Source organism: Enterococcus hirae ATCC 9790, assembly GCF_000271405.2.
In the GTDB taxonomy this organism is placed as follows: Bacteria; Bacillota; Bacilli; order Lactobacillales; family Enterococcaceae; genus Enterococcus_B; species Enterococcus_B hirae.
The window spans coordinates 247,991-274,005 of record NC_018081.1; the positions used below are offsets into that span (position 1 = coordinate 247,991).

The window sequence follows — 26,015 nt, forward strand, 5'->3', positions numbered from 1 at the left end:
GGAGTGTTTTTAAATGACAAAGTATTGGAAATTTTTATTAATGATTGGGGTATCGACCGTCATCATGTTTGGTATGATGTATTTGAACGTCTACTCGATCGATCATCTTTTCTTTAGTCGTACACGGGTGTTCATGGCATTGATGATGGGCGCTGTAATGGCGATCATCATGCTCTTATTTATGTGGAAAATGTATGAGAATAAAACATTGAACAAAATCATTTTAGGGGTAAGTGTCTTAGTATTTGCCGGTTCTTTGTTTATGGTCCGTAGTCAAACAACAGTCAGTGATGTCGCTTGGATGAAAGCCATGATCCCTCATCATTCGATTGCTATTTTAACCAGTAAACGTGCCAATTTGAAAGATCCTGAAGTCAAGAAATTAGCAAACGACATCATCGAAGCGCAAGAAAAAGAAATCGAACAAATGAAGAAGTTGATTGAAGAACAAAAATAAGTATATCGTAAAAAAACGCCCGAAACATTGCTGTTTTGAGCGTTTTTTTGATTCAAATATTCCGAGAGTTTATTCGTTTGTATCGATACCAAGCGTTCCATTCGGCTTTTCGTCTATTTTTTCGATCCCTAATCCAGTAAAGGCGCTAACCATTGAAAAAACTGGTGAGAGTAAACTGAAAAAGACAAATGGTAAGTATGTGAGGGTTGGAATCCCAAAGGTACTAGCTACAAAGCTGCCCGCAATTCCCCAAGGTACAAGGTAATTGATCACTGTGCCACCATCTTCTAACGTTCTACCTAAAACAGTTGGGTCAAACCCAGCTTTCTGGTAAGTCTCTTTGAACGCATTCCCAGGTAAGATAACTGATAAAAATTGTTCTCCAATAAAGAGATTGACACCAATACTTGTCATCAATGTGGTGAAAATCAATTTTGGTGTATTGGTCATTTTCTTAGAAACGACATCCATAACAGTTGAAATCAAACCGAATTCAATGAGTAATCCACCAAGTGATAATGTTAAAATGATCAAAGAAACAGTTGGCATCATACTTTCGATCCCACCACGACTAAGTAATGAATCAATTTGTTGATTGCCAGTAGTTGCAACGAATCCAGATTCAATCACTGTCGCTAAACTACTAAGAGAAGTTTGCGGATTCTGAATAAAGATCATCCCCACCGCCACAGCTATATTTAACAGAATAGTCAAGATAGCTGGTACTTTTTTCCAAGCACATAATAACATTAAGAACAAGGGAATCAACGACCAAAAAGAAATTGTAAAGTTTGCTTCCAGGATATCAGTGACTTCTCGGATAGCCGTTAGACTAGTTTCTCTATTTGTGTGTCCAAGAACCATGAACAAAAAGAAGGAAACGACAAAAGCTGGAACCGTAGACCACATCATATGTTTTATGTGCTTGAATAAATCGGCATCAACGATTGCTGCGGCTAGATTGGTTGACTCTGACAAAGGAGACATTTTATCTCCAAAAACAGCACCTGAAACAATTGATCCCACGACTAACGCTGGATTAATTCCTAATGTCGTACCAATACCGAAAAATGCGATCCCAATCGTTGACATGACAGTAAAAGCACTCCCTACTGCACTACCGACGATAGCACAAACAACAAATACAGAAGGAACAAACCACTTGACACTTATCAATTTAAAACCAATAACCATAAGTGTCGGGATAATTCCTGCTTGGATCCACACCGCAATCAGTGCGCCGACTAATATAAAGATAAAAATCGGAATGATTCCCGGTTTGATTCCATTGATAATTCCTTCATGTAACCACTCTGTTGGGTATCTTTTCACTACAGCGTAAAGCATGATCATTCCAATTGCTGCTAAGATCGTAATGTTTGGTGATAATTTTAATCCGACAACCCCAATTGCTATACTTGCCACAATCACCAATAAGACAAATACAGCTTCTTTAAAACTCGGTTTTCCTTTTTTCTTCATAATCATTCTCCTTTTTTAGTTAATCGAAGTACTAAAAAAGAATAGATATCGAATGACTCCGCCACAATTCATGGGCATTTCCCCCTCTAATCAAACAAAAAGAACTATTTTCAACTAAGGACGAATGACTCCGCGGTACCACCTTAATTAAAAACAGTTCTGTTTTTCACTTTGATTTAACTATTTAGTTTTTATTCCTTTTCATGTAATTCGACATTTCGGCTTGATCGGTTCGCAGCTACCACCGACTTTCTGAACAAAACACCTGAAACGCTACTATGTGAAAAGTTGACTTTCATGAAGTTTACCTTCTGCGAGATTTTTTGTCAATACAAAATGACTATTTTTTTCAAATCATAAATCATTATTTATTTAAAAAGTCGAACCAGTTAACTGACTTTTTTCTAAAAGTTGTTGGTGTTCTTCCTGAATCTTTGTCAATAAAGCTGGTTGTTCGAATAAATCTAAAGCGGTAGCCGCTAATAGTTCTGCTGCAATGGCGATCGATGCCAACCCTTTTTCACTTTTTGCGGCTGCTTTAAACTCTTCTGAATGTCCAGCGATATACTCATCTGAAATCGAAATAGTTGGTTGAATCGTCGGAATCACTTGACTGACATTCCCTACATCAGAGGACCCTAAGCTGGTCTTTTCTGTTACATCGATTTCCGTTTCTGGAACTCCAGCTGCTTTTGCATGTGTAAAAAACAACTCATCGAAAGAAGGTGTCGGAATCATATGATCTACCGCATTTTGAAACAAACCAAATTCATAGCTTGTGCCCGTACTCAACGCAGCCCCTTTCACGATTTGTTCCACTTTTTTAAAGACTATATCTAATGTTTGGCGATTGCCAGCCCGTAAATAAAAACGTCCTGCAGCATATTCAGGGATGACGTTAGCAGCAACTCCGCCGTTAGTGATGATCCCATGGATATTGACATCTTTAGGTAATTGTAAGCGTAGTGCGTTGATACCATTAAAAACTTGGATCAGTGCTTCTAATGCGTTAACTCCCTTTTCGGGTGCAGCAGCAGCGTGAGAAGCAACTCCATAAAATTTGATATCAACTGGATCATTAGCTAGCGATTCGGTTGTTTTTCCGTAACGGTAAGCTGGATGAGCACATAAAGCAGCCGCCACATCGTCAAATAATCCCTCACGAACAAAGCTCCCTTTCGCTGAACCATTCTCTCCTCCTTCTTCCCCTGGTGTTCCATACACTCGGATCTCACCACCAATTTCGTCAATTTGTTTCTTAATGATACTCGCGGCTAATACGGAATACGTTCCAAAAAGATTATGTCCACACGCATGTCCAATTCCAGGAAGTGCATCAAATTCAGCTAAAAATGCAATCGTCGGACCTGGTTTATCTGAGCGATAGCTAGCAGCAAATCCTGTACGGTGTCCAGCGACCTCCTTTTCAACTGTAAAGCCTTCTTTTTCTAACTGGCGAATCAATGCAGCAGATGAATAAAATTCGTAATTGCTCACTTCTGGATGTTGATGGATATCCAAGGCAAGTGCTTGATATTCTGGTAATCTTTCTTGGATCGCTTCTTTCAATAAACTGGATCGATTCGTTGAAATAGTTGATGTAGTCATAAAAAAATTCCTCCTTGTATGCTGGCTTCCGATAAAAATTTCTAGTTCATTTGAGCTGTACTTTCTGATGATGCTCATTTACGACCAAAGGTTTTCCATGCTGGAACACTCGAACCTTTTGACGTTTCTTCAATGACTTTAGCAGTTGCTTCAGTTTGATAAGTATCAACGATTTTTTGATACGTACGGTTTGTTTCATCTTCTTTTCGGGCAACAATGATGTTGACATAAGGGCGGGCACGATCATCCACTGGTTCTAAGAAAATTGCATCTTTCGTTGGTGTGAACCCTGCATCGACTGCTACCCCACTATTGATGACCGAAAGACTCACATCGTTTAGCGCACGTGCTGTTTGCGAAGCATCCAATTCTGTGAGCTTAAGTTTTTTATCGTTTTCTGTCACATCAGAAATCGTCGGAGTCTGTCCCTTCGATGGATCAACTTTGATCAGCCCCGCTGATTGAAGAAGAAGTAAAGCGCGTCCCCCATTGGTTACATCATTAGGGATGGCTACTTTTGCACCTTCTTTTACTTCCTCAATCTTTTTGATCGTATTGGAATAGATTCCTAATGGGGCATTTACGGTGTTTCCGATTGAAACTAGATTTGTGCCATGTTCTTCATTATAGTTATCTAAAAAGAACTGGTGTTGAAAGGCATTCAAATCAATTGAGCCATCAGCTAAGGCCGCATTTGGTTGATTATAATCGGTAAACTTTACATATTCTAATTCAATATTCTCCTTTTTTAGACGTGCTTTTACATCGTCCCAAACATCTGTATCTTCACCAATCACCCCTAATTTGACAGTTGTTTCTTTTGTTTTTGTATCTGCCTTTCCTTGACTACAGCCTGCCAACCAAAATAATGCGACGAATGTCACTACAGCAAATCGAATCACTTTTTTCATTTTTTCTCCTCCATTAATGTGATATTTTTTTAATTAGAAAATTACTGATAAATTGACTTAAAAACACCAATGCCAAAATCAATAATGTCGCAACAACCGTTACGTCTGTTTGAAATCGATTATAGCCCCGAGAAATAGCTAAATTTCCTAAACCACCAGCTCCTACAGCACCTGCCATTGCGGTTAAGCCAATAACATTGATGATCGTTAAAGCTGAGACACGAATGATACTAGGTAGTCCTTCCAGTAAATAAACACGAAAAATGATACCCAATGGACTCGTTCCCATTGCTTGTGCAGCTTCGATAACACCGGGATCAACTTCAAGCAAGGCATTTTCGATTTGTCGAGCAAAAAAAGGAACGATGCCGACAATCAAAGGAACTAGTGCTGCCGTTGCTCCAATTGTTGTTCCGACAATAAAACGAGTCGTCAATGCAAGTAAAGAGAGTAAAATGATAAATGGAATGGATCGTACGATATTGATCACCTTATCAAAAAGTTCAAAACATAAGCGGTTTTCAATTAATCCTTTAGGGCGGGTAACGACTAAAACCACCCCTAATATAATGCCCAAGATTCCCCCAATCAAAGCAGACCAGAAAGTCATATATAGTGTTTGCTTTGTCGCTTCAATGAATTCATCTGGGATCAAATAAACATTTGGCAGATAGCTTTTGAGCCATTCGTTCATCTTAAACGCCTCCTTCAACGAGTTTGATTCTTTCTTGTGTTTCATGTTTTTGTAAGAGATTGACTTTGATACCTAATTGGATCAAATAATCTAGAGCTTTTTGTTTTTGAATGCTATCTCCCGCTAAAGTTACCACCAAGCTACCTATCGGTGTTTCTTGTAGCCATTCGATATTGCCATAAAGAATGTTTGCTGTTACTTGGTATTTGCTATACAACTGGGCAATCAATGGTTCATTCGTTTGGCTCCCCACATAACTCAGTTCAACTAGCCATTTATCCGTAAGCTCTTCTGCAAAGCCTTGCTGTCCAGTAATCTTTTCCAATGCTTGATCTAAGTGAGTCGCTGTACGTATAAAATCTTTCGTTAGTTCTTCTTTTGGATGACTAAAAATTTGAACACTACTTCCACTTTCGATGATTCGTCCAGCTTCCATCACCGCCACTTTATTACAAATTTCTTTCACTACTTGCATTTCGTGGGTGATCAAGACGATCGTTAATCCTAATTGGCGATTTAATTTTTTGAGCAACGCTAGAATTTGATGAGTCGTTTTTGGGTCAAGGGCACTCGTCGCTTCATCACAAAGCAATATTTTGGGATCATTTGCTAAAGCTCTCGCAATCGCTACTCGTTGTTTCTGTCCTCCAGATAATTGGTTGGGATAGGCAGAAGCTTTTTCCTTTAACCCTACTAAATCCAGTAAGTCACTTACTTTCTGACGACGTTCCTGTTTTGATTTCCCAGTATACTTTAAGGAGAAATCAACGTTGTCAAAAATTGTGCGACTTTCCATTAAGTTGAAATGTTGAAAAATCATACCAATCGTTTTCCGTTCTTTTCTTAATTCTTTTGGTGTGAGATCACCTAAATTCGTCTGTTGGATGATTACTTCCCCCTTCGTTGGTTTCTGTAAAAAATTCATCACACGAACTAATGTGCTTTTTCCTGCCCCAGAATAGCCCACAATGCCATAGATATCTCCTTGGGACACCGATAAATTCACTTCATTGACAGCTGGGATGTCTTTACCTTTTTGCTCAAAATGGACACTGATGTTTTTTAACTCAATCATTCGTTCTCCTCCTTGTTGTATAATAAAAAAGGCATCCTCAAGAAAATGAACTCAATCATTTCCTTGAGGACGCCTTTTTGCGTGTTACCACCTCATATTCAAGCCACATTCACATGTCGCTCCTCTTCAAGTACAAACATACTCTAGCGAGATACCGGTCGCAGCCGTTACCGCCTCACAAAATGCTTGGGGTAAAATGCTCAGTAGCCATTTTCCAATCGTTCCTCTTTGCTTCTTCTCAGCTCCCGAAGCTCTCTGTTAAAAGATTTCCAACTGTACTTACTACATCATTGCAAAAAAATATATAAAAAAAATCCTCTTACCAACAAAAAATGTTAGTAAAAGGACGACGAATCGTGGTACCACCTTTATTCGGAAGTTTCCTTCCCTCTAGCCAACGTCTCATTCCTGAGAGATTGGGGTTCAGTTTAACGGTTGAACGACGACCGAATTTATCTACTTATCGACAAATTATTCTCCAAGGCCATTTTCAACTTTGCGGATTTGACTCTTTTCACCAAACAGAGCCTCTCTAGGAAATCGTTCAAGTTTACTCTCCCTATCAACGAATATACTTATTTAGTTGTTGCGAATAATTTACCGTACTCATAATTAAAAGTCAAGGAAGAAGTTTACAAAAAAATGATTGAATTATTTTGTTGTTTTTTATCTAACATTTCAATAACAGTTCGTAAGTCGTTTCCTTCAGCAAGTAAATTTAATTTTTCTTTTTCTTCTGCTGTATAATTTCGTTCAAAACTAGTATCTGGAATTAAAACAACGCCCATCCCAGCTCGGGAAGCAGAAGTAGCTCCAACTAAAGAATCTTCCACTGCAAATGCTTCTGAAGCAACTAATTTTGTTCTTTCTAAAGCGGTCAAGTAAGGAACAGGTGAAGGCTTGTTTTCACTTACTTCATCACCGAATGTCATCGTATCAAAATAATTAGCCAAATCAAATTGGGCTAAGATATCAGTCGCTCTTTTAGTAACTGTCGTTGTCGCTAATCCAAGTCGTAAGTCACGTTTTTTTAATTCAGTTAAAACTTCTTTCGCATAGGGTTTTAATTGTATCCCACCGTTATGAAGCTGTTGATAAAAATATTCTTCACGCTTAGCACGAACTTCTTGAACTTTTTCAGGGCTTCCAGCTGCTTTCACTAAGATGTCAAAACTTTGCTTCCAGTTTTTACCTCCCCAAGCATCTACTACTTCTTTTGGAATCGCTAAATCATACTGTTGGAATCCCCATAACCAACCATCACGATAGGTTTTCTCCGTGTCAACTAATAGTCCATCTAAATCAAATATTGCGCCTTTCATTTTTCACTATTCCTTTCAGAAAACAATATCCATAGTTTAGCATGTTTCATTGTTATTTGCACAGAACGAATCATATTTTCCTTTCATAATAAAATGAAAGGTATAGAAAAAAATGAGTCCGAGGCACTTTTGAAGTGCCCCGAACTCATGATTAGAGGTGAGAACGGACGGGTAAACGGTGTTCATTCATCAACCATTACAATAGTTCACCAAATTTTTTAATATAGAATTTTTTGACCATTGTCACTAATGTCAAGTAAGCTAAAATCGTTACGACTAACCAAGTCCAGTAAGTTCCTGGTAACGGCATCAAACCTAGTTCTGCACCAAAGCCTGTAAATGGCAGAATCGAACCTACAACGATTCCTAATGTCGTAATCGTAAACATCGCAAATGTCGCATTGCTTTGAATAAATGGAATCTTTGGTGTCCGTAGTGCGTGTAGGACTAATGTTTGTGACCATAATGATTCAACGAACCAACCTGCATGGAACAACGCAATAAATACGATCTTTTGTTGTGCATCTAATGTATGGAAATCTCCACCTACAACTGCTGGACAAATGATAAAGTACATCAATAAGTAGGTAGTGATATCAAAAATCGAACTCGTAGGTCCAAAATATACCATAAATTTCCCAATGCTTGATGCTTCCCATTTTTTAGGCTCATGTAGATATTCTTTATCCATTTTATCCCATGGAAGTGAGATACAAGACACATCGTAAATCAAATTCAAAAAGAGAATTTGCAGTGGCAACATTGGTAAGAATGGTAAGAATGTGCTAGCAACTAAGACAGAGAACATATTCCCAAAGTTTGAACTTGCAGTTGCCTTGATGTATTTCATGATGTTCCCAAATGTTTCTCGACCAGATAAAAGACCTCTTTCTAAAATCGTTAAATCTTTTTCTAGTAAGATCACATCGGCTGATTCTTTTGCGATATCTACTGCTGTATCAACCGAAATACCGATATCCGCTACTTTCATTGCCGGTGCATCATTGATACCATCACCTAAAAAGCCCACGGTATGGCCATTTTGACGTAAAGCAGTCGTTAAACGAGCCTTTTGTTGAGGATTCAATTTAACAAATACTTCATGATTTTCAGCAACTTGTGCTAATTCGCGATCATCCATTTCTGAAATCTTTTCGCCAGTGATCAATTCATTAATTTCCAGACCCACTTGACGACAAACCGAACGAGTGACTAATTCATTATCACCCGTTAAGACTTTGACTGCGACACCATGATCTTTCAATGCTTTTAGTGCTTGTTTCGTCGTTTCTTTTGGAGGATCAAGGAAAGCAAGGTATCCAATCAATACCATATCTGACTCATCTTTCACTGAAAATTCGCCAACTACGCTTGGGTTTGTTTTTTGGGCCACCCCGATTACACGTAGACCATCTTCATTTAAATCTCTCACTTTTGCAAGAACTGATTCTCTTTTTTCATTGGTTAATGGACTAACGATCCCATCAATGTCGATGTAATTAGAGATACTCAACATCTCTTCGATCGCACCTTTGGTAATCATTTGTGTTTTACCTGCGGTGTCCTCTACAACGACACTCATCCGACGACGTTCAAAGTCAAATGGAATTTCATCCACTTTGCGGTAATTGATTTTATCGGTTGCTAACGTTTGTTTGGCTTCATCAATAATTGCTACATCCAACAGATTTTTTAATCCTGTTTGATAGTAACTATTTAAATACGCATGGCGTAAAACACGATCATCTTCTTTACCAGAACAATCCATGTGGTATTCTAAAATGATTTTATCTTGAGTCAATGTCCCAGTTTTATCCGTACATAACACGTCGATCGCACCAAAGTTTTGGATCGCATTCAAATTTTTGATGACTGTTCCTTTTTTCGCCATCACACTAGCGCCTTTAACTAAGTTCGTAGTAACAATCATTGGTAACATTTCAGGTGTAAGACCGACTGCTACAGATAAACCGAATAGAAAAGCTTCCAGCCAATCCCCTTTAGTCAACCCATTGATAACGATAACTGTTGGTGCCATTAAAGCCATGAATTTGATCAATAACATGGATGTTTTATGAATACCAATTTCAAAGCTTGATTTGATCGGTTTTTCAGAGAGCGTTTGAGCCACATGTCCAAATAATGTTTCATTACCAACAGATACAATAATACCTTCAGCACTCCCGCTGATAACGTTACTTCCCATAAAAGCCAAATTTTCATAACTAGTTTCACTCAAAGTCTCATCATCGTAAACAATCGCTTGCTTTTCGACAGGGTAACTTTCACCAGTTAAGGCAGCTTGTGAAATAAATAAATCTTTGGCTGACAACAGACGCATATCTGCAGGAATCATATCACCTGCTGATAATCGAACAAGGTCTCCACAAACGATTTCTTCCATTGGAATCTCAGTATAATCACCGTTACGTTTAACTGCTGCGGTTACTTTTACCAATGATTTTAATTTTTCTGCGGCTTGGTTAGAGCGAACAGATTGAACCAACGTCATCGTTCCACTGACGATGACCATCGTAAAGATGATAATTACTCCAAATAAATCTTTATCCCCAGGAGCGGCTAACACGTATTCTGTGATAAATGAAATCACTCCGAGTGCAATCAATACCAAGGTGAATGGTGTAATATAAGCTTTTAAAGCTTCTACAATAAAGGGTGTTTTCTTCCCATAAGAGATTGAATTTTCACCATATTTTTCTCTTGATTCTTCAATTTGTTCGTCTTTCATTCCTTGATCAGTCGAATGAAAGAAGTTCAATAATTCTTGTTTTGTCTTTCCTGCAAATGCAGCATACATTTTTTGTGTATCTCTCTTTTTTTCCATCTCATTTTTCTCCTTAGACCCAGTAAATATAAGCAATACTTATTTAAGCTGGGTTATTTTTAGTTAGTTGAGTAATGGAGAAAATGCTGTATTTAAAGGGGCTGAAAACAGATAGATAATAGCCTCAGCCAGCAATTTCTCTCGCATTATTTTCTTCGCAGGACTGTCATCCATTTGTTCTCATCTCCTTTAACTTGATAGAATTGTTCTTGTTTCTCTTTCGTTTTAAAAGCATCAACTTCCCAACGAAACCACCTCCATTTTTTGTTTGTTAGGATTGTTTCAACACAAAAAGACCTTTCATCAAAAATTCAGCGAAAGGTCGAAAAAGCACATAAAAAAAAGCTTCTTTGATCTCATCGTTGAGTTTTGACACTGTACAACGTAAAAAGCAATTCCTTGCTTTTAGCTACCTTATGAAAAGCCTTGTCTCGACAATTCCTGTTCTACCCATTGGCGTCTCTCGACGTTTTTGGGCAGTAGCCTGTGTTTGTATAGGAGCCTCACCTAACAAATCCTATTTAGTTTTCCTTCGTAAATATAACAACTTATGCACCGATTGTCAAACTTATTTTTTGCTTTTTCCAAACATTTATGGTAAATAAATTGTTTTTGATTGATGGGGTTAGAAAATTCTTATTGTACTTAATAGCTCGTATGTTGATCAGCTTTTTCACTTTGATTGTGGGTTTACTCAGACACCAGTATAATAAAGGTATAACAAAAAAAGGGGTGTATCAGATGGAACGTACATTGGTCATTATCAAACCGGATGGTGTCAGACGTCATTTAATTGGGCGGATCATCCAACGATTTGAAGAAAAAGGATTAGCAATTACTGAAATGAAGTTTGCAACAATGACAAAAGAACTCGCACAAGAGCATTATCATCACTTAAGCGGTCGGAGCTTTTTCGATGAATTAATTGATTATATGACCTCGGGACCAGTAGTCTATCTTGTTTTAGCTGGAGAGGATGTCATCGATATCGTCCGTAAGATGGTCGGTGCAACTAAAGCTGTAGATGCTGTTCCTGGAACGATTCGTGGAGATTATGCCTTACCTGGAACTGAAAATATCATTCATGCATCTGATTCAAGAGATGCTGCAACCAATGAAATCAATCGTTTTTTCCCATTATTCGATACAAAAAAGCAAAAATCTGAGATCGTTCATCCTGAATGACCAAACAGATTTGCTCTTACTGATAGTTGAGTGAAAGAGCAGAAAAGTACCTGACAGTTCGTTTAGTCAATGATTATTGCAAGGTCTTTTCTACTCTTATTCACTTGCCTTACTTATTCTTGTTCTATTTTTGCAATCTGTTCAAACAACATCATTTTTTTCTCTTCTTCTTTTATCACTTCCAAAAGTTTCTCTTCAAGACGTTTGCGCTCTTTCTTGCCTAGGGTATATTCGATGACCGTAAAAAAAGTATTCAACTCTTTTGAAAGTGGTTCACCTAAGGCTTGTGCAATCAGCTTTCTGTAGTATTCTGTCATCAAACTTTCATAAATGATTGTTGATTTTTCTTTGTGTGCCAAACTGCGAGACATATCGAGGTTGATACTACGCGCTTTTTTGAAACGTTTTTTATCGATATAATAAAGTGTGAGATTCATTAAAAATGTAAATAAATAGTCTTCATTCAAAGAATCGGTCATTTGTCGCATTCTTTTTTTGATTTTCAAGTAATGATTGTCTAGAAATGAATCACTGAAAATATAGGGATACTTGGAAAGAATGTCTAACTCAAAATGACCATATTCCCTGATTTTCATAAAGTATTCTTCAATCGTACGACACTCATATCCTAGAAATTCTAATTGCAACTCCATTTTTCCATTCGTCTGCCAAAACATCTGTAGATTTAACATTAAATAGTATAAATCAGCTGTTTTTTTATATTGCTTTCGGTTGTTGGCAATTTCCTTATAAGGATCAAAGTTCTCTTCTTGGATTTTATTTAAAAGATGCCGACTTTTCTTCGTTTTTTTGGGTTCTTCAAGCTGATTACGTAACCATTCATATTCGGCCAAAGAAATATTTAAGCGTTCCAAGAAGGCTTTTAGTGTACAAAAAGAGATCTTCTTTACGGTATGATTTTCGATTCCTACTAGAGATGTTTTAGAACAGATTCCCTTTGCTAACTGTGTTTGTGTCAACTTTCGATTCACTCGAAGTTGCTTGATTAATTCTCCATCATACATAATTGATCGTTACCAAAACCAATAACTGAGTGAGTGCCATGTACGAAACAGTTGATCTTTCATCCTTCTTGTAACACTTCTACAACACGTATCACATGACCGTTTGTATGATAAGAAATGTTTAGCCAAAATGTTGAAAAATAAATTAGCTGCTTGGATCTGTGCTTCTATATGTACATGTTCGTTCATTGCCAGTTGTTGTTTTGATTAAACGTTTCCCCTCCTTGTTGTTTCTGATTTTTATTCTTCGGTCAACCTATAGCTGACAAGTTTATCCTATTTTCCTTTTCTATTTTTATTTGATTCAACTGAATTCAGCCATCATTTTTTACACCTATCCAAATTTCCTCGGATTTTTCACTTCCAAAAGAATCGCTGTAAAAAATTTGTTTCCTTCACTAATTACATACGCTAAAATAAAAAAGTTTACGAATTATATAAAAAAAACTTCCAAAAAAGTGAAAACAAATCGACTTTTTTGGAAGTTTTATTAACTATTCATTTAATTATTCTCATCTGTTTCTGCAGGGTAAAGGTTAGTCGTTGTTTTATTTCCATTTTTAGAATAAACACTCGTGGACTTGCTTCCTTTTTGTTTTTCAATGGTTTCATTTTTCTCTGCATCATTTTTATAATCATACTTTTTGGGATCAATCGTTTTAAAGTTATCTGGTACATAGAAACGTAATAGATTCTCTTGATTCAACTTATCAGATAAACTTAAAGCCGTTTTGACTTGATTCTGATCTTTTTCCACTTCTTTTTGGATACCAGCTTTTTTAGGATCAATGATTTCCCCTGTTTGGTTATTATAAGTTTTTCCATCTAAAACGGTATATTTAGGTGTCACAAAATTACCATTTCTAAAGGCAACCAACTGATCATGCTGTGGTGAAAGCAAATCTGTACCAAAATGGATATAGTCTTTATCATTGATTCCTACTAAGTGTAACAGGGTAGGTAACACATCAATTTCGCCACCATATTCATGATTGATCTCACCTTTTTTATAACCTGGAATGTGGAACATCAATGGCACTCGCTGCATTTGAGCATTATCAAAATCATTCCAAGTAGCAGGGTCTTTTCCTAAGGCTTTCGCCAAGTCTTTATTATCCGTATTGGATATTCCAAAATGATCTCCGTAGATGACAAACATCGAATTTTGATAGATACCGGATTTTTTCAAATACGTAAAGAATTGTTCCAACGATTGATCTAAATAATGAGCTGTCCGGACGTAATCATCTACTCTGCTATTGCCAGTCTTCAATGATGGGAAATTAAAATGTTTATCGTCTGTATAGTATGGCGTATGATTGGTTACCGAAAGAAACTTAGTATAGAACGGTTGTTGTAAATGTTCCAAATATTTAGCTGATTCTCTGAATAAGTCCTTATCTAAAATACCATATCCCAACGTTTCATCTGAACTATTGAAATAAGAACGATCAAAGAAGTTGTCATAGCCTAAATTTTTATACACATGATCTCGGTTCCAGAAGCTCCCGACATTCCCATGGAAAACCGCGCTCGTATAGCCTTGCTGTTGCGCCAAGATTGCTGGAGCAGCTTGGAACGTGTTATCTGAACCTAGCTCGGTAAACAAAGAACCTTGTGGTAAACCAAAAGTTCCCGTCTCTAACATATTTTCTGCATCACTTGTTTTTCCTTGCCCAACTTCATGGAAGAAATTGTCAAAGCTGATCGTTGATTGATTCTTATAGATACTATTTAAGAATGGCGTTACTTCTTGACCATCTACCTTCATATTGATTAGAAATTGTTGGAAGCTTTCTAAATGCAGGACAATGATGTTTTTCCCTTTAGCCACGCCAAATGTTGCTGGATTAGGAGCAGCATAATGATTTTCGGTGTATTTTCTCACTTCTTCTACACCATTACTACTTGCATGCGCACGAACACTACTTGTCATCCCTGTTTTGATAGCATCGTAAATAGTATAGGCATCGATTCCCAAATATTTGACGATGTAAGAACGGTCAAACGTCCGTTGCAACAATTGGGGACGATTTGCTTCACTAAGCGCTAAATTTCCTGAAAAAATCAACGCTGACAGACAAGTAACTGCGATCGCCACTGGTTTAGAGACTGCAGGACTTTTTACTGGTATTTTTTTAACAAACATCCAGATGATGAGTCCTACAAATACTAATATATCCAACCAATACAAAATGTCATGAGGTCTCATTAATGCAAAGGAACTTCCTGATAAACCTTGTGAAACTTTAGAAAAGCCTAGAATAGACTTTACGGTCACGAAATCTGTAAATTCTCGATAAAAAATAATATTCAAATAAAGCAAAAGTGTATTTAAAATATCAATGATTAAAAGAACAATCAATGCGGGTTTCAATTTTTTTATATATAATGCTAAACCAAAAAACAACAATGTCGTTGCAATTGGATTAATCCACAGAATAAAGTATTGGATGCTGCCTTCAACGCCCAATGAAAAATCAACGTAATAGGCAAAGATCGTTTTCAGCCAAAAGAAAAAACTAGCTGTCAAAACAATCAGCAAACGATTTTGGCACAATTTTTTCAAATGTGTCACAAGTATCACTTCTCTCTTTTATTTTTTTTATTCTGCTCCTAAAAAATGAAAATTTCCTAAAAAAAGGGGTATTTTAAGATTTTTTTAGAAATGAAGGGAGCAATTATGGATATCTATGCCAAAAAAAAGAACCCCTCAGACTAAATATGTCCATCTTGAGGAGTTTTTGTTAGCTGTTTTTGTTTTGGTCAACCTGAACTACAATAGTTCTAGTTATCGAATGAAGCAAGAACAATCAGTCAAAGATTCAGCAAAAAACAGTAACTTAGTAAAAACAAATGAACTTCCATCATTTCAAACGAATGACTATCATGCACCTTTCAGTACTTGAGCTGGAAAAGACGTGTTGCCCCATCTATTTCACAGTTTGCGTACTCTTACTAAAATACTCGTGTTACTTTGCCTTCTGTTGCTGACTTGCTTTGCTGTTTTTTGTGCTATTTTTAGTTGTACGACTCGATTGCGTCTTGGACTTACTTTGGGTCGTACTTTGAATTGTTTCCGAACGTTCAGAAGAACTTTCCTGAGTCGTATCAGAATTTTCTTTGACTTCTTTATTCATTTTTATCCAATCTTTCAGACGGGTACTAACAACCTCACGATTCACCTTATCTGAATAGCTGGTTATTACTTTTCCGTTCTTTAATCGAGCTAGTTTTTCTCCGTCATTGGTTAAAAGTAAGACGGTCAAATGTTTATCGTTGAATTGATATTGTCTTAACGATATAGCACTTAAGACATCATCAATATTGATAAACTGATTACTTTCCTTGTCTTTTGGCAAATAAAGCTCTAATTCTCCCTTATCATAGTTGGCTACTATCTTGTAATCCTTCCACCAATAAGTAGAAAATTCTTTTTTAAATTTATCTACTGATTCTTTACTTGCAATGATTTTTTCTGTTTCTAGTTGAGCGATATCTGCTGTCATTTTTCCTGAAACTGCGGCTGATAAAAAAAGCAGTAAGAAAAAACCAACTAACCAAAAGAGAAGAAAAGGACGTTTTTTTCTCATACCTTTCTCCACTCCCATTCAAATTTGCCTATTCCATTATATACAAAAAATGAAGAGTAAAGACAAAAAAGTAAAAAAGATATTAAATAACGAAAATTTTTTTATAAATAACCCATACTGATGGATCGTTTTATAAAAAAGGTTGTAACTAAATTTATAGTAAAGCAAATTTAGAACGTTTCTAAGAACATACTTTCACCAAAAAAACGTTATAAGTACATTGAAAATAACCTGAAACTTACAACACTTGAGACTGTTAATCATTTACAACAATTACCTTTTGGATTAGTTTTGATAAACAATTTTGTTAATTGCATGCTTCGATTTATTTACCTTCGTTTTGGCTTGCTCTTTTCTTGAATAGACTTGAATAGACAGATTTCACTAATTTCTGTCCCCCTTGTTTACTTGATTACCCGAAAGTTATGATTTACTTCAGCATGAATTCGTTGATGTTTTCTTAAATAATCAGCAATCAGTTCAGTCATATCGATTTGGATTTCACGAATGATTTTATCGGCAGAGAACATGTGATAATTCCCACCACCGACCGCTCTGTACTGATTCATGACTACTTCCAGCTCTTCCTCAGGATGGATCGGTTTGCCTGCTCTGGCTAATTTAGTGATCCTTTGCCCTACTGGTTGACGTAAATCGATCTCATAATCAATGCCCTCATACATGTCATAATTATAATACTGTGGTTTAGGTTCAATGAACGTAGGATTAAATACGATCTCGCCTGATTCTATTGCCAAGAAGTTTGCTGTTTGTTCTAAGGCATCTCTTAGATCCTGCCCTGTAATTTTAAGAACTGCTAAAGTATTAGGATAAATATAATTGGTAATAATTTCTCTCATTGTAATAGTTTCATTGAATCCTTGACCTTCATTGTTGAACAGAGCCGTTCCAGAAATCGGTACTCCGCTGGCAGCCATTTGCACCCGATTAATAAACTCAATATAAGGATGTTCCACGATTCGTGCTTGCATCGGATCAGTGATTTTCATGTTTCCTTGTACCTCTCCCACTGGTTGATCAAGCCATGTTTGCAATTCATTTTCTGTTTTTTGAACAAGTGAAAGAATGTCTTCATCTGCCTCGTCAGTTACTAAGGAAATCAGTTCTGCTTTTCCGTCCGAAACACGATAACCATTAACCGTTCGTTCCAAGGATAATTCGATTTTACCTAAAAATTCGCCACGATAGCCCGGTTGGATAATCGGCACACCATTTACCTTCGTAGCAATCACTCGATGTTGGTGCCCAGTAATCAACGCATCCATCCCAGCTACTTCTTGGAGTAGTTGGAAGCCTTCATTTTCGCCAGTCAATGCTTCGGTGGGTTCGCCAGTCTCTAAATCTTTCTCGAATCCACCATGATAAGCTACAACCACTACATCTGCTAATTCTCTAAGTTTAGGTACATACTGTTTCGCTGCTTCAACTGCAGATACAAATTGTAGGTCTTTAATTGTTTCAGGTTGTTCCCAATGGGGGATATATTGCGTGGTCAACCCTAAAATCGCCACTTTGATCCCTTGTTTTTCAATCATCACATAGGGCTGTCCAAAATAAGGATCGCCTTTGCTCGTTAAAATATTAGCAGATAAGACAGGATGATGATAACTAGCGATAGCTTGTTCTAAGTAAGATAAGCCATAATTAAATTCATGATTTCCTAATATACTAGCATCCACATCCATTTCATTTAAGACATTCGTTAATTCTGAGACGTGGTGATCTTGTTGTTTTGCTAAGTAGTAACTAAAAGGTGACCCCTGAATGAAGTCACCGTTATCAATGACATAAAGAGGGTCTGGGCTAGTTTCTCTGATTTGTTTGATCCTACTGGCAATTTTAGCATAGCCATAAGGTTGTTCTTGATCCGTCGCATAGTTCGTTGGATAGATATACCCATGGACGTCACTAGTTGCTAACAATGTTATTTTCATACTTGTCTCCCATTTCATGAGACTGAACCAAAACTTGCCTCAGTCTCTTTTAGTCTCTCTAAAAACGAATAAACGGCGTTCAAACATCAGCTCCTTGAAATAAGCCTGAATTTTTCAAAACATGAGAAGCTGTTTCAAAAAATTCTTTCTTATTGTCATCAGAGCTACCCGATGTTTTCACGACCTCTGATTTACGGTGTTCAAAGAGCTGACCTTGGGCGATAAGTCAAAAAATCTCAAAACATGGAAAGCTGTTTCGAGATTTTCTTCCTTAATGCTCCTGCGATTACTCGTCGCAGTTTTTACTTGGTGAGCGCTCAGGTCAAGACACTCTTTTCACGACCGCTTACTAAACGGCGTTCAAGAAGCAATTCCTCAACAATAAGCGATGATTTTCTAAAATATGAGGAACTATTTTAAAAAATCCTCTCTTATCCGCTCGGAGCTAAACGCTTCTCTCACAGCCTCTTGTTCACAGCGAGACAAAAGCAGCATCTTCGAAAAATAAGCCGAAATTGACCCAAAATTTGAGAAGAAAATTTCGGAAACTCCTTCTTATTTCTTGATGTTAAACACTTTTGTCTCAACCGCCTAAAGCAAACAAGCTAACGTTCTGAACGTTCTTTCGTTCGATTGTTTATTGATTCCAAGCATCTTCCAATTGAGGAACGGAATCTTTTATCAGTTTCTTCGTATCTTGATTCGTATTCGATAAAATGTTTTCCATGATCGAACGTACCTCATTATAAGCAGGATCTGCGTTTTCAATCACAGGGATCGAGAATAGATCAGAAGTGGCTTCTTCTAAATATTGTGGTACTTTTGTCTCTTTAGAATCCTTGTATTCATCACTTTCAAGAACCGATTCAACGATTGGCATATAACCAGTCATATTTGCCCAATACAGTTGGTTTTCCGGTTGCGCTAAAAATTTCATATATTCAAAAGCAGCTGTGCGTTTTTCAGCACTGGCACTACTGAACATATAGATATCCGTTCCTTGTTGCAAATTGATTTTTTCAGGACGTGGCGCAACGCCATACTCAAATTTTCCTTCAGTATCTTTTTTCACATAACCTTCTCCAGCAATCGAGCCAACAAACATTGCCACTTGTTCATTTGCAAAAGGACCTGACAAGTACTTATCCGATCCAGCAATTCGGAAATAACCATCTTTGACACCCTCAGCATAGTAATCGATCACTTTTTGTGATTCTTTCCCATCTAAAGCTAAGTCTTTGTCAAAATCAACACCTTGATTCTTCATACCGATCGCATAGTAGTTATTCAATGAATCAAACCCAGCACCCACCACTTGCCCATCTGATTTTTCATAGATCGTTTTTGAAGCTTCTTTTAATTCTGCTAGTGTCGTCGGCACTTCAACGTTATATTGTTTTAATAGATCTGCATTGTAGAAAAGCATTTCCGTTGATTTGTTAAAAGGGATACCATATTGTTTGTCATCAATTTTAGCACCTTCTAATAATGAATCACGGATTTCTTCCTGATCCTTCCAGCCAATCGTATCATTTTCGATATATGGGTCTAAATCAACCAACATCTCATCTTGAGCGGCATTCCATAGCCATCCTGGATAAGCTTGAGTGATTGTCGGCAGATCCTTAGGTGAAGGTAATGTCGAATTGATTTTTGCTTGAAGATCCGAATATTGCGATTGATTTTGCAACTCTACCTTGATATTAGGATTTTCTTTCATGAAGTCATCTGTAAGTTTAGTTAATGCTTCTTCTTGCGCACCATTCATCGCATGCCAGAAGTTGATCGTTGTCTTTTCATTGATTTCTGTTACGATATCCTCACTTGAACTATCTACCTTTTCATTCTTTCCACAAGCACTTAACGCAAATACTGCTGCTGCAGCCACAAACACAGAAGCCCATTTTTTCATTTTCATCTTCTTTTTACTCTCCCTTTTCTCTTATAAAATAATTTGTTCGCCACGTTTTGGCAAAATTCTTTCTCCATAAGGATTGACTAATTTCTCGGGTTTTAACGTATGGATCGGCACTAACACTTTTGGTTGTATCTTGTCGATGATTTCAGCTAAATCAGCTGGAAATGCGTGTCCAGACAGCGATAATCGAACAAATTCAACTTGCTTTTCAGCTAAAATCTTTAAAAAGACAGCATATTGTGGATCAAAATCTCCCAATGGTTGGGCATCACTATGAATGTATAAACCTCCTCCTTGCAAGTTTTCTATATTATCAACGACTTGCCAAACAAAAGTTGTTTCATCGTTGCGTAAAACTTCGTAGGGATATTCTAATTCTGACTGAAGAATCGGAATGACTGGACTATCCGTTAAATAGTAATAGGGCACATCCATTCCTAGAACTTCTTTCATTAATGCAGCCATATTCGCTTCTAAAACCATCGTTCGCGGGGATTGTTTCACCAGCATTTCAAAGCGTTTAAGGTTTGCTGGGTACCCATTGAAAGTAATTTGACGATTAGGATATTGATCGACCAGTTCACAAAAGCGCTGAACTAGCTCTTCTTCCGTAGCAATTGGCGTTTGTTCGCTTATTTCTCGGTCAGGAAAACTGATGCTGACGCCTTCCATCATCAATAAGTCAGTCTGAAATGATTTTTGACAAAACGTTTCTGTCATTTGCCGGTCATATCCATGAAGACGCAAGTCACCAGTGTAAGTCAAGAATCGGTCAGGCGTTTTGATTAGTAAAGCAGCTGCACCATACGCATCATGATCGACTGGTAGTATCTCCACACTGATTTCTCCGATCTGGACAGTTTCATAAGGAGATAATCCATTCATTTCACGTACAAACCCTTCTTTTTCAAAAGGAGAAGGAATCAAGAAATCGTTGTTTCGATGAAGGGAATGTAAGATTTGCTTCGTTTCATTTAAAGTGTATAAAGGAATTGCTGGATCAAGATAATTGATCATTTTTGAATGATCCAAATGAGCGTGAGATAAGAAAACGGCTGTATGCTGATACGGCTCTCTTTCTCCTACTTGTATGTGCTGTACTTGATCAAACAGCCTTGGATCATATAATCCATTCAAGTCAGGAATCAATCGATGTTCAAGCAATGTATTTAAAGATTCATCAGCTAAGTCTAATTCTGGACGGTACTCTGTGCCAAAATCAAAAAAGATGTGTGAATCGTGGTAGGCAACTTCAATGATCGTTCCACCGATCGTTAAGATTCCACTATGGAAAGTAATCACTGTTTTATCCTTTGATTCCATTTTTCGCCACTCCTCGTATAATTTCTTTTCTAAAAATCAAATAAATAATCAAAATCGGGATAACTGTTAACGTCGCCGCCGCCATTTGTAAATGAACGTCACTCCCACTTTCAGAGGTAAAAGCGGCTAAACCATTATTTAACAGGCGGAATTTTTTCTCGTTCGTCACAAGCAGTGGCCATAAAAATGAATTCCAACTTGAAATAAACGTCAAGATACCCACCGTGACTAGTGCTGGTTTAGACATCGGCACTAAAATTTTCCAAATATACTCTAGATCACTGGCACCATCGATTTTAGCTGCTTTATAAAAGGTACTGGAAATACTCTTTAAATACCCGTTCAAATAATAAATATAAAAAATACTGGTCAAGAAAGGAATGATCAATGCACTATAGCTGTTTAGTAATCCCATTCGTGAAATCGTATTATAATTCGTAAAAATAATGGACTCATAAGGAACCATTAGTAATGAGATCATGATCCCGATAATCAATTTTTTAAAACGAAATTCCAGACTTGTTAACGCAAAAGCCGCTAAAACAGATGTGATGACTGTAGCGATCGTAGTTACTAACGAAACAAAGACGGTATTGAAGAAATAACGTAAAAATGGTGCTTTTGCAAATACCTCCGTATAATTTCCCCATTGAAATGATGTTGGCAGTAAGGTTGGCGGAATACTCGTTGCCTCACTATATGTCATCAACCCAGCTAAAATCATATAAATAAATGGAAAAATCGTTACGATCCCTAAAATTCCGATAAATAGCAATGAGAGTCCTGTAACAACTTTTTTCATCCTCTTCTCCCTACTTTCTTCAACAATTTATTTTGAATAAATGTGATCAGTAAAATGACGAGGAACAAAATGACCGTCGCCGCCATAGCGATCCCTGGTCGACCAGCGATGTGGAATTTATCGTAAATATAAAAGACCGCTGTCGTAGCACTTTTGGCGATCCCTGGCTGCCCACCAAACAAAGCATAGACTTGAGTATAGACTTTAAACGCTCCGATGATATTGACAGTCAACAAGAAGGTGATCGTTGGGATCAATTGAGGAAACGTGATCCGACTAAAAATCTCCCAAGCATCTGCTCCAAACATTCGAGCGATTTTATAATGCTCTTCGTCAATATTTCTTAAACCAGCCAATAAGATAATGATATTGAATGCGAGACTGGTCCAAACCCCAAAGATGATCAACGTTGTCATACTCATCGAAACATTATCTAACCAATTGATTGATTCAAATCCTAAAAAATTCAGCAAATAATTAATGAGCCCATAGGACCCGTTGAAAAAATAGCGAAAGACGATCCCGATAGCAATCGTACTTGTCACATAAGGCATGAAAAAAATCGTTTCAAAAAAAGTCTTATGTTTCACTTTTTCAAAGATCACCCAAGCGATTCCCAGTGAAAGGAGCAATGAAATAGGAACAACTGTAAAAGCAAACAATGCGGTGTTTCTTAATGCTTTGATAAAGACTGGGTCTGACAACACACGCTGATAATTCTCAATTCCTGCAAATTGTTGATTGATTAAGGAGCCTTTTTGAAAGCTCATCGCTAGTGAACGGAACAACGGATAGATACTGAACAAAACAATAATGACCAATGATGGCAGTAAGAAGAACCAAGCTTTCGGTTGATTTTCTGGATCATATGCTTTTTTGAACATTAGTACACCCGCTCCCCTTCTTCATCGAAAAGAAACATTTTATGGTACTGAAAATCAAAAGAGAGTACCGTATCTTCCTCGATGAGCTTTTCAATACTAACGATCGATTTCAGACGTTTCGCAGCGAGCGAAAAATTCAAAATCTGTTCACGTCCGATCAATTCAACTCCAGAAACTTGTACTTCGAACAATCCGTTAGTCGTTGGAAAAACGTCTTCTGGTCGAATCCCTAAGATATATTTTCCATCCACTAATGGTTTTCTTAATTGAGCGGATTCCAGTTTCGTCAGAGGAATTTGAAAATCCGTATGGCTGATTTTCCCTTCACGAACATTGACCTCGACCGGTAACGTATTGATGATCGGGTTACCGATAAAATTGGCAACAAACAGGTTAGCCGGGTCTAAGTATAAATTCTGCGGAATATCATTTTGTTGAATCACACCTTCATTCAGTAAAATGATTTTGTCACTAATCGAAAGTGCTTCTTCTTGATCATGCGTCACAAAAATCGTAGTGATTCCAACTTCTTTTACCAAACGACGGATTTCTTCTCGTATCTTTAATCGCAAGCGTGCATCCAAATTACTTAAGGGCTCGTCTAATAATAAAACTTCTGGTTTCTGGACTAAGGCTCGTGTAATAGCCACACGTTGTTGTTGTCCACCTGATAAAGTCCCTGGTTTTTTATCTTGGAGTTCTTCGATATTCGTTAGTTTCATATATTCCTGTGATATTTTTTTAGCTTCCGCTTTTTTGATTTTATTTTCGCCAACCGTCAATGGAAACATAATATTCTCAACCACAGTCATATGCGGGTATAAAGCATAATTTTGAAATACAAAACCAATATTCCGATCTTTCGGTTCCGTTCGTACCACCGACTCTCCACTAAAACGAATGTCCCCATGACTAGGGCTTAATAACCCCGCAATCAAATTCAAAATCGTTGATTTTCCACAACCACTAGGGCCAAGCAAACAAACCAAATCCCCTTTTTCGATTTGAAAATCAACAGACTTCAGTGCTTCAAACCCATTATCGAATACTTTCTTCAGATTGATAACCTCAATCATTTTTCATAGCCCCTCACGTAATAAAATTTCTTTTTACAGGTGTTAATAATTTCTACCTTATAATCAATGCTAACGCTTCTATGTGTAGATTGATTTAATTCTGTGTAAATATCTTGAAAAGAAAACCATCTGCTCACACTTCCTCCAAAAAAAGATAACGTTCGTATTTTAATCATATAGAAACGGTTACAATTGATAAAAACTAAAAAAATCACTTAAAAAGCATACTTACTTTATAAAGATATCAAATAACATTCTTTATTTATATACATTCAAAAGCGTTTTCATTGTATTATAATTTTTCAAACAAACAAAAATATTCCTCTTGACCGTTTATTAAACGGATCAAGAGGAACGTTGACTTTTTTATATTGTAAATTGGTTGGTATCAGATAGTTTTTTAAACCAGTGACCAGATTTTTTGATTGTCCGTTTACCATCATTCGCTAAATCAACGGAAATAAATCCATAACGATTTTTGTAAGCATTGGTCCACGACCAGTTATCCATACACGTCCACATATGATACCCCAAGCAATTAGCACCTTCTTCGATTGCTTGGTGAACATATTTTAGATGTTCTTGGACAAATTCAATGCGATAATCATCGTGGATCATCCCATCTTCTTCGATAAAACGTGCTTCATTTTCAACACCCATACCGTTTTCAGAAATGAAACAGTCAATATTACCATAATGGTCTCGAACATTGATTAAGATATCATAAATTCCCTTTTCATAAATTTCCCAACCACGATAAGGATTCATTTTACGATTTGGCATTTCATAATTATCAAAATAATCTTCTGGCATTGGTCCATTTTCATGATCAATCGGTGTTTCTTTTGCTTTGACTCTTCTTGGTTGGTAATAATTGATTCCTAATAAGTCAATGGTATTTTCTTTAATGATCGCTAAGTCATCTTCTTGCATCGCTGGTACCATGTCTAATTCTTTCACAATGGCGATCAATTCTGGTGGGAACTCACCTTTAACTGCTGGATCAAGAAACGAACGATTAAAAAAGGCATCAGCTAATTTAGCTGCTTTGACATCTTCTGGGTTGTTTTCATCCCGAGGATAGCTTGGTGTTAGATTCAAAATGATTCCGATTGAGCCATCTAATGCCATGGAATGATACGCTTTGACGGCTAATGCAGAAGCCAGCGCTTCATGATAGCCTACTTGGATCGCCTTTTTCATATCGGACTCTTCCGGGTAATGCCAACGGTAAAGATACCCAGCTTCAACTGGCACGATTGGCTCATTATGGGTAAACCATTTTTTGATTTTCGTCCCAAATAATTCAAAACAAATCTTAGCATACCTTTCATACGCTTCAACCGTTTCCCGATTGAGCCATCCGCCTTTTTCTTGCAAAGGCATCGGCATATCAAAATGATATAAATTCACAAATGGTTCAATGCCATTAGCGATCAATTCATCGAAATACGAATGGTAAAAATCAACAGCTTGTTGGTTCACTTCGCCAGTCCCTTCAGGAATCAGGCGACTCCATTGGATCGAAGTACGAAAACTATTGTGTCCAGTTTGTTTCATTAATTGAACGTCTTCTTTATACTTCGTGTACACTTGTGATGTCTTTTCAGGACCTACTTGATCAAAGAACTTTTCTGGTTCTTGGCTAAACCAATAATCAAAAATATTCTCTCCTTTACCATCGCCAGCAATACGACCTTCTGTTTGTGGGCCACTTGCGGCTGATCCCCACCAAAAATTACTTGGAAATTGATAATTTGTCATCCACTCACACCTTCTATTAAAGAGTTCAGTTTATTTGCTAAATAATACTTGTTCCCTACTCAATATAGCAAACGTTTACACCAGTTACAAGTTAAT

20 protein-coding genes, 1 riboswitch and 2 other annotated features are annotated in these 26,015 nt (G+C 37.1%); of the genes, 3 read left to right on the plus strand and 17 right to left on the minus strand.

All coding sequences use genetic code 11. From position 1 onward, the window contains the following. Window positions 1-13 precede the first annotated feature (13 nt). A complete protein-coding gene (locus tag EHR_RS01285) occupies window positions 14-457 on the plus strand; it encodes a DUF305 domain-containing protein (RefSeq protein ID WP_010738326.1) in 444 nt (147 codons plus the stop codon). 69 nt (window positions 458-526) lie between these two features. On the opposite strand, the gene nhaC is transcribed toward EHR_RS01285, so the two are convergent. From nhaC to mgtA, 7 genes are all read right to left on the minus strand, one after another. Next, window positions 527-1,939 (minus strand): Na+/H+ antiporter NhaC, encoded by a 1,413-nt coding sequence (nhaC, locus tag EHR_RS01290; RefSeq protein ID WP_010738327.1) that lies wholly within the window; start codon window positions 1,937-1,939, stop codon window positions 527-529. Between the two features lie 372 nt (window positions 1,940-2,311). Beyond that, entirely contained in the window at window positions 2,312-3,547 is a 1,236-nt protein-coding gene (locus EHR_RS01295) for a M20 family metallopeptidase (protein WP_010738328.1), read from the minus strand. A 74-nt stretch (window positions 3,548-3,621) separates the two neighbouring features. Next, window positions 3,622-4,458, minus strand: coding sequence for a MetQ/NlpA family ABC transporter substrate-binding protein (locus EHR_RS01300; protein ID WP_010738329.1), 837 nt, complete (start codon window positions 4,456-4,458; stop codon window positions 3,622-3,624). A gap of 13 nt (window positions 4,459-4,471) precedes the next feature. Next, a complete protein-coding gene (locus tag EHR_RS01305) occupies window positions 4,472-5,152 on the minus strand; it encodes a methionine ABC transporter permease (protein ID WP_010719905.1) in 681 nt (226 codons plus the stop codon). Between the two features lies 1 nt (window position 5,153). Further along, a complete protein-coding gene (locus EHR_RS01310) occupies window positions 5,154-6,227 on the minus strand; it encodes a methionine ABC transporter ATP-binding protein (protein ID WP_010738330.1) in 1,074 nt (357 codons plus the stop codon). 62 nt (window positions 6,228-6,289) lie between these two features. Continuing rightward, window positions 6,290-6,527 (minus strand) — a binding site (T-box leader). Window positions 6,528-6,566: 39 nt separating this feature from the next. Then, window positions 6,567-6,802 (minus strand) — a binding site (T-box leader). 57 nt (window positions 6,803-6,859) lie between these two features. Then, entirely contained in the window at window positions 6,860-7,549 is a 690-nt protein-coding gene (locus tag EHR_RS01315) for an HAD family hydrolase (protein WP_014834234.1), read from the minus strand. Window positions 7,550-7,745: 196 nt separating this feature from the next. After that, window positions 7,746-10,394, minus strand: a complete 2,649-nt coding sequence (gene mgtA / locus EHR_RS01320) for a magnesium-translocating P-type ATPase (protein ID WP_010738332.1) — start codon at window positions 10,392-10,394, stop codon at window positions 7,746-7,748. A 347-nt stretch (window positions 10,395-10,741) separates the two neighbouring features. Then, window positions 10,742-10,916: riboswitch (M-box (ykoK) riboswitch) on the minus strand. Window positions 10,917-11,135: 219 nt separating this feature from the next. Between mgtA and ndk the strand changes: the two genes are divergently transcribed. Next, entirely contained in the window at window positions 11,136-11,579 is a 444-nt protein-coding gene (gene ndk, locus EHR_RS01325; RefSeq protein ID WP_010719910.1) for a nucleoside-diphosphate kinase, read from the plus strand. 113 nt (window positions 11,580-11,692) lie between these two features. On the opposite strand, the gene EHR_RS01330 is transcribed toward ndk, so the two are convergent. Together EHR_RS01330 and EHR_RS01335 are read right to left on the minus strand one after the other, a co-directional pair. Continuing rightward, on the minus strand, window positions 11,693-12,604 hold the full coding sequence (locus EHR_RS01330) for a helix-turn-helix domain-containing protein (RefSeq protein WP_010738334.1): 912 nt from the start codon (window positions 12,602-12,604) through the stop codon (window positions 11,693-11,695). Between the two features lie 502 nt (window positions 12,605-13,106). Continuing rightward, window positions 13,107-15,182, minus strand: coding sequence for an LTA synthase family protein (locus tag EHR_RS01335; protein WP_010738335.1), 2,076 nt, complete (start codon window positions 15,180-15,182; stop codon window positions 13,107-13,109). A gap of 115 nt (window positions 15,183-15,297) precedes the next feature. On the opposite strand from EHR_RS01335, the gene EHR_RS01340 reads away from it, so the two are divergent. Further along, the gene (locus tag EHR_RS01340; protein ID WP_010719914.1) at window positions 15,298-15,513 is read left to right on the plus strand and encodes a hypothetical protein; all 216 of its coding nucleotides are present in this window, start codon (window positions 15,298-15,300) and stop codon (window positions 15,511-15,513) included. A gap of 63 nt (window positions 15,514-15,576) precedes the next feature. Here the strand turns inward: EHR_RS01340 and EHR_RS01345 are convergent, their stop codons facing one another. The 8 genes from EHR_RS01345 to EHR_RS01380 all read right to left on the minus strand — a co-directional run bounded on the left by EHR_RS01345 (window position 15,577) and on the right by EHR_RS01380 (window position 25,919). Continuing rightward, window positions 15,577-16,197 carry a hypothetical protein gene (locus EHR_RS01345; RefSeq protein WP_010738336.1) on the minus strand — a complete coding sequence of 207 codons (621 nt, stop codon included), beginning with the start codon at window positions 16,195-16,197 and terminating at the stop codon, window positions 15,577-15,579. A 404-nt stretch (window positions 16,198-16,601) separates the two neighbouring features. After that, entirely contained in the window at window positions 16,602-18,152 is a 1,551-nt protein-coding gene (locus EHR_RS01350) for a bifunctional metallophosphatase/5'-nucleotidase (protein WP_010738337.1), read from the minus strand. Window positions 18,153-18,789: 637 nt separating this feature from the next. Next, window positions 18,790-20,070, minus strand: a complete 1,281-nt coding sequence (locus EHR_RS01355; protein ID WP_010738338.1) for an extracellular solute-binding protein — start codon at window positions 20,068-20,070, stop codon at window positions 18,790-18,792. A 24-nt stretch (window positions 20,071-20,094) separates the two neighbouring features. Continuing rightward, entirely contained in the window at window positions 20,095-21,393 is a 1,299-nt protein-coding gene (locus EHR_RS01360) for an MBL fold metallo-hydrolase (RefSeq protein ID WP_010738339.1), read from the minus strand. Next, the gene (locus EHR_RS01365) at window positions 21,377-22,195 is read right to left on the minus strand and encodes a carbohydrate ABC transporter permease (protein ID WP_010738340.1); all 819 of its coding nucleotides are present in this window, start codon (window positions 22,193-22,195) and stop codon (window positions 21,377-21,379) included. Before EHR_RS01365 ends, EHR_RS01360 begins: the two co-directional genes overlap by 17 nt. Beyond that, window positions 22,192-23,079: a carbohydrate ABC transporter permease gene (locus EHR_RS01370; protein WP_010719920.1), complete on the minus strand. Its 888-nt coding sequence runs from the start codon at window positions 23,077-23,079 to the stop codon at window positions 22,192-22,194. Before EHR_RS01370 ends, EHR_RS01365 begins: the two co-directional genes overlap by 4 nt. Next, window positions 23,079-24,155 (minus strand): ABC transporter ATP-binding protein, encoded by a 1,077-nt coding sequence (locus EHR_RS01375; RefSeq protein WP_010738341.1) that lies wholly within the window; start codon window positions 24,153-24,155, stop codon window positions 23,079-23,081. Before EHR_RS01375 ends, EHR_RS01370 begins: the two co-directional genes overlap by 1 nt. Window positions 24,156-24,521: 366 nt before the next feature. Beyond that, on the minus strand, window positions 24,522-25,919 hold the full coding sequence (locus tag EHR_RS01380; protein WP_010738342.1) for a glycoside hydrolase family 1 protein: 1,398 nt from the start codon (window positions 25,917-25,919) through the stop codon (window positions 24,522-24,524). Between the last annotated feature and the right edge of the window lie 96 nt (window positions 25,920-26,015).

Excerpts from the sequence above, each read along its gene's own strand:
- EHR_RS01285 (WP_010738326.1), top strand. The coding sequence starts at position 14 with ATGACAAAGTATTGGAAATTTTTATTAATGATTGGGGTATCGACCGTC.
- nhaC (WP_010738327.1), bottom strand. The coding sequence starts at position 1,939 with ATGAAGAAAAAAGGAAAACCGAGTTTTAAAGAAGCTGTATTTGTCTTA.
- EHR_RS01295 (WP_010738328.1), bottom strand. The coding sequence starts at position 3,547 with ATGACTACATCAACTATTTCAACGAATCGATCCAGTTTATTGAAAGAA.
- EHR_RS01300 (WP_010738329.1), bottom strand. The coding sequence starts at position 4,458 with ATGAAAAAAGTGATTCGATTTGCTGTAGTGACATTCGTCGCATTATTT.
- EHR_RS01305 (WP_010719905.1), bottom strand. The coding sequence starts at position 5,152 with ATGAACGAATGGCTCAAAAGCTATCTGCCAAATGTTTATTTGATCCCA.
- EHR_RS01310 (WP_010738330.1), bottom strand. The coding sequence starts at position 6,227 with ATGATTGAGTTAAAAAACATCAGTGTCCATTTTGAGCAAAAAGGTAAA.
- EHR_RS01315 (WP_014834234.1), bottom strand. The coding sequence starts at position 7,549 with ATGAAAGGCGCAATATTTGATTTAGATGGACTATTAGTTGACACGGAG.
- mgtA (WP_010738332.1), bottom strand. The coding sequence starts at position 10,394 with ATGGAAAAAAAGAGAGATACACAAAAAATGTATGCTGCATTTGCAGGA.
- ndk (WP_010719910.1), top strand. The coding sequence starts at position 11,136 with ATGGAACGTACATTGGTCATTATCAAACCGGATGGTGTCAGACGTCAT.
- EHR_RS01330 (WP_010738334.1), bottom strand. The coding sequence starts at position 12,604 with ATGTATGATGGAGAATTAATCAAGCAACTTCGAGTGAATCGAAAGTTG.
- EHR_RS01340 (WP_010719914.1), top strand. The coding sequence starts at position 15,298 with ATGCCAAAAAAAAGAACCCCTCAGACTAAATATGTCCATCTTGAGGAG.
- EHR_RS01345 (WP_010738336.1), bottom strand. The coding sequence starts at position 16,197 with ATGAGAAAAAAACGTCCTTTTCTTCTCTTTTGGTTAGTTGGTTTTTTC.
- EHR_RS01350 (WP_010738337.1), bottom strand. The coding sequence starts at position 18,152 with ATGAAAATAACATTGTTAGCAACTAGTGACGTCCATGGGTATATCTAT.
- EHR_RS01355 (WP_010738338.1), bottom strand. The coding sequence starts at position 20,070 with ATGAAAATGAAAAAATGGGCTTCTGTGTTTGTGGCTGCAGCAGCAGTA.
- EHR_RS01360 (WP_010738339.1), bottom strand. The coding sequence starts at position 21,393 with ATGGAATCAAAGGATAAAACAGTGATTACTTTCCATAGTGGAATCTTA.
- EHR_RS01365 (WP_010738340.1), bottom strand. The coding sequence starts at position 22,195 with ATGAAAAAAGTTGTTACAGGACTCTCATTGCTATTTATCGGAATTTTA.
- EHR_RS01370 (WP_010719920.1), bottom strand. The coding sequence starts at position 23,079 with ATGTTCAAAAAAGCATATGATCCAGAAAATCAACCGAAAGCTTGGTTC.
- EHR_RS01375 (WP_010738341.1), bottom strand. The coding sequence starts at position 24,155 with ATGATTGAGGTTATCAATCTGAAGAAAGTATTCGATAATGGGTTTGAA.
- EHR_RS01380 (WP_010738342.1), bottom strand. The coding sequence starts at position 25,919 with ATGACAAATTATCAATTTCCAAGTAATTTTTGGTGGGGATCAGCCGCA.